The following is a 9,966-nucleotide window of genomic DNA, read 5'->3' as shown; positions in this document are numbered from 1 at the left end:
TCGCGAAGCGACGCCGAAGGCGCCCTTGACTTTGGAGGGGCGGCCCCGTACGCAAGCGCCACCCCACCACCCGAACACCCCTCTTGCGATTCCCCCGAACACCGTCTTCGAACCACCCCGTACGCCCACACGAATCCACCACACCCCACCTCACACACACCGACCAGAGCACTTCACATCGATTGCCATTCCTTAATGCACGATGCCTTGGAAGTGATATGTCCCGGCGGCCATGCCGAGTCCGAAAGTGTCGTCGCCAAGTCTGCCGGAGCCTTGCACGACGCGCCGTTGACTGAGCGCGGGCGCCGCCAAGCCGCCGCGGCAGCGCGCGCACTCCCCTGGGTAAACCGCACGGCAGGCGGCGGAGGCGATCATCCAACTCAAAGGGTCACTGGTCACCATGCTGGCCGGGCTCGTCAAGGTGGGGATCGGCGGCCTGGAAGGTGCAAGGGATCCGGCGACGCGGGCGCGGACTGCGGAGGTGCTGCGCGCTTGGGTGGCGGACGGAGATCTGGACGAGCGGGTCACCGACGGCGAGATGGGCCGTGCGGTAGTCGGGCTGGGTCACGGCGGCGTTCCGGACTATCGCCGCCACACACCGTGAGGGTAGCGCGGTCGCTGCCGCGCATAGTGGGGCGGTGCGGTCGCCGCCGCGCACAGACGGTGGCGCGGTCGCCGCCAGGACAGCGACGGTGACGCGGGCGTCGCCTTGCACGGTGGGGGTGGTGCGGTTGCCGTGGTGGGGAATGTGGCGAGCGCTGCGGCGGGGTTGAGCGGGCTGTGCGGGCTTGGCGCGGCGGTGTGGAGTGCGCCGCTGCCGCGTGCCGTTCCGTTTCGAGTGCTGCTCGATGACCAGGGTCGGCGCTGCGTCACCTGGACGGGAACCCGACCAGAACGGGCTCGATGGCCGAGACTGGCCTCATGCCGGCGGGGTATGCAGCGGACGCCGGACTTGACCTGGAGTGCGCTCCAGGTCGCAGAGTCGTTGGCAGGCAATGCGACGAGCACGAGAGAACGAGGGAACCTTCATGCGCATCGGACTCCAGGTGCCCAGCTTCACCTTCCCCGGCGGGCCGGAGCAGATAGGCCCGACGTTCGCCCGCATCGCGAAGGAGGCGGACCAGGGCGGGCTGCACTCGCTGTGGGTGATGGACCACTTCTTCCAGATCGACATGGTCGGCCCGGCGGACGAGCCGATGCTGGAGGGCTACACGGCCCTCGCGTACGCGGCGGCGCTGACGGAGCGGATCACGCTCGGCACCCTGGTCACCGGCGTGACGTACCGGCATCCCGGCATCCTGGTGAAGACGGTGACGACGCTGGACGTCCTGTCCGGCGGGCGGGCCTGGCTCGGCATCGGCGCGGCGTGGAACGAGGAGGAGTCGCGCGGCCTCGGGGTGCGGTTCCCGCCGACGGCGGAGCGGTTCGAGCGGCTGGAGGAGACGCTGCGGATCGCGCACCAGATGTGGGAGGGCGACGAGTCGGCGTTCGAGGGCGAGCACTACCGGCTGGAGCGTCCGCTGAACTCGCCGCCGGCGCTGCGGCGGCCGCATCCGCGGATCCTGATCGGCGGCACGGGCGAGAAGAAGACGCTGCGGTTCGTCGCCAAGTACGCGGACGCCTGCAACATCTTCGACGGCGAGGAGCTGCCCCGGAAGCTGGAGGTGCTGCGCGAGCACTGCGAGCGGGAGGGGCGCGACTACGCGGAGATCGAGAAGACGTCGCTGACCTTCTTCACCGAGACGCCGTCGGTCGGCGCGGCGGTCGACACGGTCGGGCGGCTCGCCGAGCAGGGCGTGGACGAGGTGATCTTCTCGCAGGGCACCGGCCAGGATCTGACGGGCGTCCTCGCGGAGGCGTTGAGCCAGACGGAGAAGATCGTCCCGGCGGGGCGCTGAGCCGCGGAGCCGCACGTCCCGCGCGGGCCCGGGACGGGGCGCGGGACGTGCGGCCGCGGTTCAGTCCCGGACCGGCGGCCTGAGCTTCAGCGGGACGCCGAAGAGGTTGAGGGCGTTGATCAGCGACACGAGGGCGGCGAGGTCGCCGAGCTCGCGGTCGTCCGGGTAGTGCTTGCGGAGCGTCTCCCAGAGCTCGTCGCCGACGGGTTCCCGGCGGGTGACGGCCTCGGTGTAGGCGAGGGCGGCGCGCTCCGGTTCGGTGTAGAGCGGCGATTCGCGCCACACCGTCAGGTGGTGGACGCGTTCCTCGGGTTCGCCGAGCGCCCGGAAGTCCCGGATGTGGTGGTCGACGCAGAAGGCGCATCCGTTGAGCTGGGAGGCGCGGATCTTGATGAGCTCCTGGGTCGGCCGGGGCAGCGGCCCGCGGTGGATGAGCCCGGCGATCTTCATGAAGCCCCGGTAGACCTCGGGGGTCGCCTCCTGCAGGAGCATGCGTGCCATGGTCGTTCTCCCTTCGTCACCAGGGAGACGACGCGCCCCCGGGGCGTGTGACAGGCGGGATCGGCTCAATCGAACGGGCCCGGATTGGCTCTTCTACTGGGCCGATTCGCGGCCCTAGGTTCGGCGGCATGACGGCGATCCAGGACATGACGGTCAATGAGAAGGCGCGGCTGTTCCGCTCCTACCACGAGGGGCTGTTGGTCCTGCCGAACGCGTGGGACGCGTGCAGCGCGGCGGTGATCGAGCGGGCGGGGGCGTCCGCGATCGGGACGTCCAGCGCGGCGGTCTCGTGGGCGCTCGGCAGGCCGGACGGCGAGCAGCTCGGCCGCGACGCGATGGCGGCGGCGGTCCGCCGGATCGTCCGCGCGGTGGACGTTCCGGTCTCCGCGGACGTCGAGGGCGGGTACGGTCCCGGTCCGGGGGACGTCGCGGCGACGGTCGAGGCGGTGGTGGACGCGGGGGCGGTGGGGATCAACCTGGAGGATTCGCCGGGCCCAGCGGGCAGCCCGCTGCACTCCCCCGAGGCGCAGGCGGAGCGGATCGCCGCGGCCCGTGCGGCGGCGGCGGGGGCGGGCGCGCCCGATCTGGTGGTGAACGCGCGCACCGACGTGTTCTTCCACCAGGTCGGCGACCCGGCGGGACGGCTGGACGAGGTGATCGCGCGGGCGGGCAGGTACGCGGAGGCGGGCGCGGACTGCCTGTTCGTCCCGGGCCTGCTGGACCTGGGCCTGCTGCGGACGCTGACCGCCGCGGTCCCGATCCCGGTCAACGCGGGGTCGTTCTTCGCGGGCGGCCCGACGGTGGCGATGCTGGCGGAGGCGGGAGTCCGGCGCGTCAGCGTGGGGACGGCGCTGGCGGGCGCGGCCTACACGGCGGCGCTGCGGGCGGCCGAGGCGTTCCTGAAGGACGGCGATCTGGACGCGACCGCCGGCAGCGTCTCGCCTCTCGAACTGGACGGCGCGATGCGCCGCCCCACCGGCTGAGGACCGGCTACCAGCCGACGGCCGCGCGGGCGGCGGCGAGCTTCTCGGGGTTCAGGACGCGGCGGACCGCGACGATCCGCCCGTCCCGGACCTCGACGGTGTCGACGGCGGCGAGCCGCCCCGCCCCGTTGCGGACGAGCAGCGCGGCCTCCCCGTTCACCTCGGCGGGGACGAGCGCGAACCGCTGCCGGACGGCGACCCGCAGCAGCGCGGTGGCGACGCGCCCCGCCCCCTCGATGATCTTCCGGGCGGCGAAGACGTGGCCGCCGCCGTCGGTGGTGTAGGTGGCGTCCGGGTCGAGCAGCGCGAGCAGGGCCGCCTCGTCGCGGCGCTCGTAGGCGGCGCGGAACTCGCGCAGCACCCGGTCCCGCTCCGCGGTGCCGGCGGGGCGGGCCGGGGACGCCGCGGCGATCTTGCGGCGGGCCCGGGACGCGAGCTGCCGGCACGCGGCGGGCGTCCTGCCGAGCACCTCCGCGATCGCGTCGTAGGGCACGCCGAACGCCTGGTGCAGCACGAACGCGACCCGCTCGGGCGGCGACAGCTCCTCCAGGACGAGCAGCATCGCGGTGCCGGCGGTCTCGTCGACGAGCACGGGTTCGGCGGCGTCGGGGCCGGTCAGCAGCGGTTCGGGCAGCCAGGGCCCGACGTAGTCGACGCGGCGGGCGCGCGCGGAGCCGAGCACGTCGTAGGCGCGCCGGGCGGCGATGGTGATCAGCCAGGCGCGCAGGTCGCGGACGTCGTCGAGGGGTCCGCGGGCGGTGGCTCGCAGCCACACGTCCTGGGCGATGTCCTCGGCGTCGGCGGCGCTGCCGGTGATCCGGTAGGCGGCGCCGAACACCGCGGGCCGGTGCAGCGCCCACTCGTCGTCGAGACGGCCCAATTCAGGCGGCCGCCGTGGTGAAGACCCACTTCTTGTACGACCAGTAGCGGAACGCCGAGCCGAGGACGACGCCCGCGAGGAGGCCGAGGTTGTAGGCGATGCCGCCGTGCAGCCCGAGGCTGTAGTAGGTGAACCCGGTGCACAGGATCTGGATGCCGAGCCCGATGCCGTTCAGCGCGAAGAAGATCGCGAACTCGCGGCCGGTGCCCTCGCTGTCGCGGTGCCGGAACGTCCAGTAGCGGTTGAGCAGGTAGGAGCTCAGCGTGGACACGACCGTCGGCACGGCGACGCTGGTCACGGGGCTGCCGCCGAGCCAGGCGCGCATCAGGTTGGCGCCGAAGATCATGATGAGGGTGCCGACGAAGCCGACCGCTCCGAAGCTGAGCAGCTCGCGGAGGAACGCCCGGTACGCCGGTGCGGAGGAGACCGTTTTCGCCGGTCTCGACCGCTGCATGGTGCTCACTCGCCCAGACCTTACCTGAACGGTACATATAACGACGTCACAACCCCGCCAAAACGGTCCCGCCCCATCCCACCCCAACCCGGCCGGACCGGGCGCGCGGGCCTCAGCGTTCGGCGGTGGCGGTGGCCGGAGCCAGCAGGACGATCAGCCCCGCGAGCGCGGCCGGGACGGCGAGCGCCCACGCGAGCCCGACGCCCTGCGCGACGAATCCGATGACGGGCGGGCCGCCGAGGAGGCCGAGGTAGCCGACGCCGGTGACGCGGGAGATCCCGGCGGCGGCCGGGACGCCGGGGACGTTCCCGGCGGCGCTGAAGGTGACGGGCGCCACGACGGCGACGCCGAGCCCGAAGAGCGTGAAACCGGACACGGCGGCCACCGGGTTCCCGAGCAGCAGCCCCAGGGCGAGCCCGGCCGCCGCGACCAGCGATCCGGTCCGCAGCACGGCGACGGGCCCGAAACGGGCGACGACGCGGTCGCCGGCGAGCCGCCCGGCGGTCATCGCGATGGCGCATCCGGCGTAGCCGAGGCCGGCCGTGCCGGGCCCGGTGCCGAGGCTTTCCCGCAGGTAGATGGCGCTCCAGTCGGCCATGGCGCCCTCGCCGACGAACGAGCAGAGCCCGATGACCCCGAGCATGATCAGCGGCCATCGGGCGGCCCGGGCCGCGGATCCCCGCCGCCCGGGCCCCGCACCCGCCGCACCCACCGCACCCGCACCCGCACCCGCCACACCCGCCGCACCCGCCGAGCCCACCGCACCCACCGCGTCCGGCGTTTCGGAGACCCCATCGAGGGCGGTGCCCGCCGGGTCCGGGAGTTCGTCGATGGAACGATCCATAAGGTCGCGGCAGCCGGTCGCGAGCAGCAGCACCAGCACCGCCGCCGCGACCGTCAGGTGCACCGGGACCGGGACGCCCGCGTGCGCCGCCGCGGACCCGACCAGCGCCGACAGCAGCGTCCCGATGCTGTACGCCCCGTGCAGGCCGGACATCAGCGGGCGCCCGTAGCCGCGCTCGACCGCGACGCCCTGGGCGTTCATCGCCACGTCCATCAGGCCGAGCGAGCCGCCCATCAGCACCAGGGAGCAGATCAGCGACGCGAGGTTCCACGACAGCCCGAGCGGGACGAGCGACAGCGCGCCCGCGGTCCCGGCGGCGACCGTCGTGGCGCGGCTGCCCCAGCGGTGCACGATCCAGCCGGCGAACCGGACCGCGGCGACCACCCCGACCGGCGCGCCGAGCAGCGCGACGCCCATCGTGCCCGCGCTCAGCCCGAGATGCTCCTTGATCTGCGGGATGCGCGCCACCCACGCCGCGCCGAGCAGCCCGTGCGCCACGAACGCCACCGTCACCGCCAGGCGCGCCCGCACCGGCGGCGCCGCGATCTCCTCCGTCACCACCCGGCCGACTGTACGTGCCTTACAGTCCGGCTCGATACGGCCCGCCGGTGACAAAGATCGGAAGGGCGGGGTCAGGCCACGAGATCGGCGAGCGGCACCGCCGGATCGGCCAGCCGGGCCTCGTCGACCGGGCGCCCGGAGCGGATCAGCGCCTGCACGTCCCCGGTCACGTCCCACACGTTGACGTTCATCCCGCCGACGACCCGGCCCTCGTTCAGCCAGAACGCGACGAACTCGCGGGCGGCGACGTCGCCGCGGTAGACGACCTTGTCGTACTCCCCCGGCGCGGCGACGCCCGACATCTCCATACCGAGGTCGTACTGGTCGCTGAAGAAGTACGGGACGCGGTCGTACACGACGTCGTGGCCGAGCATGGCGCGCGCGGCGGCGGGCCCGCCGTTCAGCGCGTTCGCCCAGTGCTCCACCCGGACCCGGCGGCCGAGCAGCGGGTTGTAGGCGTTCGCGACGTCGCCCGCGGCGTAGACGTCGGGGTCGGAGGTGCGCAGCGACTGGTCGACGAGGATCCCGTCGGAGACCTCCAGGCCCGCCTTCTCGGCGAGCCCCGCGTTCGGCCGGACGCCGATGCCGACGACGACCACGTCCGCGGGGACCTCGGCGCCGCCGGAGGTGACCACGGCCGACACCTGCCCGGCGCCCCAGAACCCGGCGACGCCCTGGTCGAGGCGCACGTCGACGCCGTGCTCGTGGTGCAGGTCGGCGAACAGGCGGCCGAGCTCGGGGCCGAGCGCGGCGTGCAGCGGCGCCGGCTCCGGCTCGATGATCGTGACGTCGTTGCCGTACGCGCGGGCGGCGGCGGCCGCCTCCAGCCCGATCCAGCCGGCGCCGGCGACGACGACGCGCCGGCCGCCGTGCGCGAGCGCCTGCTTCAGCGCCGCCGAGTCGGCCATGGTGCGCAGGTAGTGGATGCCCTGGAGCTTGGAGCCGGGGACCTCCAGGCGGCGGGGCGACGCGCCGGTCGCCAGCAGCAGCCTGGTGTAGCGGATCGGCTCCTTGGTCGACAGGCGCACCTCGTGCGCGGCCCGGTCGATCGCCGTGACCGAGACGCCGACGCGCAGCTCCACGTCGTGCTTGTCGTACCAGTCCGCCTCGTGCACGTGCGCCTTGTCGCGCGGTTCCTTGTCGAGCAGGAACCCCTTGGACAGCGGCGGCCGCTCGTACGGCCGCTCGATCTCCTCGCCGATCAGTAGCACACGGCCCGCGAAGCCCTCCTCGCGGAGCGTCTCCGCCGCCTTGGCTCCGGCAAGGCCGGCACCGACGATGACGAACGTCTCCTCGGGCATGGCGACCTCCTGTAGATGACTTGTAGCTATCCCTACAGCGGCCTCCGTAACGAGACAAGGGTCATTGTTCGGCGCGTCGGGGCGGAATGCACGCACCCGGGCCCGGCAGGGCCGAGAACCCACCGGGCGGGGGCTACTGGGGGCGGCCGCCGAGGAGGCGGTGGCGGGCGATCGCCGACAGGTCGGTGAGCGAGGCGATCTGGTCGACGACGGCGCGCAGCCGGGCCGCGTCGTCCTCGGCGTCCACGAACGCCTCGCGGAACCCCGGGTCGAGGGACGCGGGCGCGCCGGCGAGCATCATCTCGGCCAGCTCGGTGATGAGCGTGCGCTGGCGGGCCCTGACCTCCTCGTGGCTGATCCACACGTAGTGCGCGGTGATGCCCTTGAGCAGCGCGTTCTCCAGCCGCTGCTCGCGCGGCACGATCAGCTCGGCGGCGTACCGGGTGAGCGGCCGGTCGCCGTGGGCGGCGCGGGTGGCGGTCTCGGCGGCCAGGCAGAACCGGCCGATCAGCGTGCTGGTGAGGTTCTTGAGCGCGGCGAGGCTGCGCGGCGTGCCGTCGTAGCGGTCGGGCCAGTACGGCTCGGCGAGCAGCGCGGCGAACCGCTCCTCCAGCTCGTCCAGGCCGGCGTCGGCGCAGTACAGCTTGGCGGCGGTGGCGGCGACGAGCCGCCGCTCGGACGGGTCGGCGAGCCGCGCGAAGTCGACGTGCCCGGCGACGAGCGCGTCCTCCAGGTCGTGGACGGAGTAGGCGACGTCGTCGCTCCAGTCCATGACCTGGGCCTCGAAGCAGGTCCGGCCGGGCGGGGCGCCCTCGCGGACCCAGTCGGCGACGTCCACGTCGTCGGCGTACACGCCGAACTTGCCGTTGACGGCCTGCTCCTGTGTCCACGGGTACTTCATCGCCGCGTCGAGGGCGGCGCGGGTCAGGTTGAGGCCGACGCTGCGGCCGTACAGGGGCGGGCCGTCGGGGGCGAACGACTTGGGCTCCAGCCGGGTCAGGACGCGCAGGCTCTGCGCGTTGCCCTCGAAGCCGCCGCAGTCGCGGGCGACGATGTCCAGCGCGGACTCGCCGTTGTGGCCGAACGGGGGGTGCCCGATGTCGTGCGAGAGGCACGCGGCCTCGACGAGGTCGGGGTCGCAGCCGAGGGACTTGCCGAGCTCGCGGCCGACCTGCGCGCACTCCAGCGAATGGGTGAGGCGGGTGCGCAGGCTCTGGACGGTGTCGGCGGCGGCGTCCGCGCCGGGCGAGGCGACCTGGGTCTTGGCGGCGAGGCGGCGGAGGGCGGCGCTGTGCAGCACGCGGGCGCGGTCGCGTTCGAACGCCGTACGGTCGCGGCGCTTGGGGGGCTCGGGCGCCCAGCGCAGCTTGTCGGTGCCGGAGTATCCGGACCCTTCCGAGCGTCCGGTGCGTGACGGGTTCTGGGTCATGTCCTTCCAGAGTAAGCGGGCGAAGGGCGGGTAAGCAGGCGGACCGCCGCGGACGTTCGCTGGGGCCCGGCTCCGGCGCCGAACGTCAGCGGGTCGGCGCGCCGCCCGGGGTCGCGCCGGCCGGCGGGCTCGGCGACACCGTCGCGGTCGGGTCCCCGTGGATGATCTTGATGGTCTCGCTCGGCGTCTTCACGCTCTTGCCGAGCAGCACGTACGACAGGTACCCGCCGGTCTCCCGCACGATGTAGTGGAACTGGGTGTCGCGGGTCTGCACGCTCGGGCCGCTGTGGGTCGGCGACGCGGCCGCCTTGATCCCGCTGTCCTCGGCCATCCGCTTGGAGCGCAGCGCGTGCCACGGGTCGGTGACGATCACGCCGGACGTCCAGTGCCGCGCCTTGTAGGCCTTGCCGACCGCCTTCATGCTCTCCAGGGTGTCGCGTCCGACCGGCACCGCGACGACCTTGGACGCGGGCACGCCGCCCTTCTCGATCAACCAGCGGCGCCCGGACTCGGCCTCGGTGTAGGCGTCGCCGGGCGCCTTGCCGCCGACGGTGACGATCGCGGGCGCGACCTTGTCGCGGTACAGGTCGAGGGCGTGCTGCAGGCGCCACCGCAGCGTCGGGGACGGCACCCCGTTGTACTGCGCGGCGCCGAGCACGATGATCGCGTCGGAGCGGGGCCGCTCGTCCTGCCGGGCCTGGTACCAGACGCGGGCGCCGACGGTCAGCGGGGTCAGCACGACGATGGCGACGAGGGCGCACAGCACGGTCACCGGGACCGTGAACCAGAGCGGCCTCCTGCGCCGTCCGCGCCTCTTCCGGCCGCGCGGGCGCTCGTCGGTCTGCTCCGGCTCGTCCGGGTCGTGGTCCGGCAACTCCACTTCCAACGTCATCGCTCTGGACACGTTAGTGAGATGGTCCGGCGGGCGCCGGAGGTTCGCAGGTCCGGCGTGTTGCACGCCCCACATTTCCCCGTTTCGGACGCCCGGTTCCGGACGCACCGTTCCGGGGGGGGGGGGCGGGGGCGGGGGGGGGGGGGCCGGGGGGGGGCGGCGGGGGGGGGGGCCCCCGCCCCCCCGCGGCGCCACGATGAGGGCAGGAGACGAGATAACATAC

General features: G+C 73.6%; 10 protein-coding genes. 3 read left to right on the top strand and 7 right to left on the bottom strand.

The window, feature by feature from the left end; translation table 11 throughout:
• Positions 1–400 precede the first annotated feature (400 nt).
• Positions 401–604 (top strand): hypothetical protein, encoded by a 204-nt coding sequence (locus AB0C78_RS50030; RefSeq protein ID WP_360762702.1) that lies wholly within the window; start codon positions 401–403, stop codon positions 602–604.
• A gap of 424 nt (positions 605–1,028) precedes the next feature.
• A complete protein-coding gene (locus AB0C78_RS50025) occupies positions 1,029–1,898 on the top strand; it encodes an LLM class F420-dependent oxidoreductase (RefSeq protein ID WP_360762699.1) in 870 nt (289 codons plus the stop codon).
• Between the two features lie 60 nt (positions 1,899–1,958).
• Here AB0C78_RS50025 and AB0C78_RS50020 read toward each other — a convergent pair whose 3' ends face one another.
• Positions 1,959–2,399: a carboxymuconolactone decarboxylase family protein gene (locus AB0C78_RS50020; RefSeq protein WP_360762696.1), complete on the bottom strand. Its 441-nt coding sequence runs from the start codon at positions 2,397–2,399 to the stop codon at positions 1,959–1,961.
• Between the two features lie 128 nt (positions 2,400–2,527).
• On the opposite strand from AB0C78_RS50020, the gene AB0C78_RS50015 reads away from it, so the two are divergent.
• A complete protein-coding gene (locus AB0C78_RS50015; RefSeq protein WP_360762693.1) occupies positions 2,528–3,382 on the top strand; it encodes an isocitrate lyase/phosphoenolpyruvate mutase family protein in 855 nt (284 codons plus the stop codon).
• Positions 3,383–3,389: 7 nt separating this feature from the next.
• Here the strand turns inward: AB0C78_RS50015 and sigJ are convergent, their stop codons facing one another.
• The 6 genes from sigJ to AB0C78_RS49985 form a co-directional block, all read right to left on the bottom strand.
• The gene (gene sigJ / locus AB0C78_RS50010) at positions 3,390–4,262 is read right to left on the bottom strand and encodes an RNA polymerase sigma factor SigJ (protein WP_360762690.1); all 873 of its coding nucleotides are present in this window, start codon (positions 4,260–4,262) and stop codon (positions 3,390–3,392) included.
• A gap of 1 nt (position 4,263) precedes the next feature.
• Positions 4,264–4,716, bottom strand: a complete 453-nt coding sequence (locus AB0C78_RS50005) for a GtrA family protein (RefSeq protein ID WP_360762704.1) — start codon at positions 4,714–4,716, stop codon at positions 4,264–4,266.
• Positions 4,717–4,828: 112 nt separating this feature from the next.
• Positions 4,829–6,121 (bottom strand): MFS transporter, encoded by a 1,293-nt coding sequence (locus AB0C78_RS50000; protein WP_360762687.1) that lies wholly within the window; start codon positions 6,119–6,121, stop codon positions 4,829–4,831.
• A gap of 71 nt (positions 6,122–6,192) precedes the next feature.
• Positions 6,193–7,422, bottom strand: coding sequence for an FAD-dependent oxidoreductase (locus AB0C78_RS49995; protein ID WP_360762684.1), 1,230 nt, complete (start codon positions 7,420–7,422; stop codon positions 6,193–6,195).
• Positions 7,423–7,555: 133 nt separating this feature from the next.
• Positions 7,556–8,851, bottom strand: coding sequence for a deoxyguanosinetriphosphate triphosphohydrolase (locus AB0C78_RS49990; protein WP_360762681.1), 1,296 nt, complete (start codon positions 8,849–8,851; stop codon positions 7,556–7,558).
• Positions 8,852–8,936: 85 nt separating this feature from the next.
• A complete protein-coding gene (locus AB0C78_RS49985; RefSeq protein WP_360762679.1) occupies positions 8,937–9,743 on the bottom strand; it encodes a YdcF family protein in 807 nt (268 codons plus the stop codon).
• Positions 9,744–9,966 lie beyond the last annotated feature (223 nt).

Source organism: Actinomadura sp. NPDC048394, from assembly GCF_040651755.1.
GTDB lineage: Bacteria > Actinomycetota > Actinomycetes > Streptosporangiales > Streptosporangiaceae > Spirillospora > Spirillospora montaniterrae.
The sequence above is the reverse complement of the archived record's forward strand: the minus strand, read 5'-3'. Positions and strand labels throughout refer to the sequence as shown.

Excerpts from the sequence above, each read along its gene's own strand:
- AB0C78_RS50030 (WP_360762702.1), top strand. The coding sequence starts at position 401 with ATGCTGGCCGGGCTCGTCAAGGTGGGGATCGGCGGCCTGGAAGGTGCA.
- AB0C78_RS50025 (WP_360762699.1), top strand. The coding sequence starts at position 1,029 with ATGCGCATCGGACTCCAGGTGCCCAGCTTCACCTTCCCCGGCGGGCCG.
- AB0C78_RS50020 (WP_360762696.1), bottom strand. The coding sequence starts at position 2,399 with ATGGCACGCATGCTCCTGCAGGAGGCGACCCCCGAGGTCTACCGGGGC.
- AB0C78_RS50015 (WP_360762693.1), top strand. The coding sequence starts at position 2,528 with ATGACGGCGATCCAGGACATGACGGTCAATGAGAAGGCGCGGCTGTTC.
- AB0C78_RS50005 (WP_360762704.1), bottom strand. The coding sequence starts at position 4,716 with ATGCAGCGGTCGAGACCGGCGAAAACGGTCTCCTCCGCACCGGCGTAC.
- AB0C78_RS49995 (WP_360762684.1), bottom strand. The coding sequence starts at position 7,422 with ATGCCCGAGGAGACGTTCGTCATCGTCGGTGCCGGCCTTGCCGGAGCC.
- AB0C78_RS49990 (WP_360762681.1), bottom strand. The coding sequence starts at position 8,851 with ATGACCCAGAACCCGTCACGCACCGGACGCTCGGAAGGGTCCGGATAC.
- AB0C78_RS49985 (WP_360762679.1), bottom strand. The coding sequence starts at position 9,743 with ATGACGTTGGAAGTGGAGTTGCCGGACCACGACCCGGACGAGCCGGAG.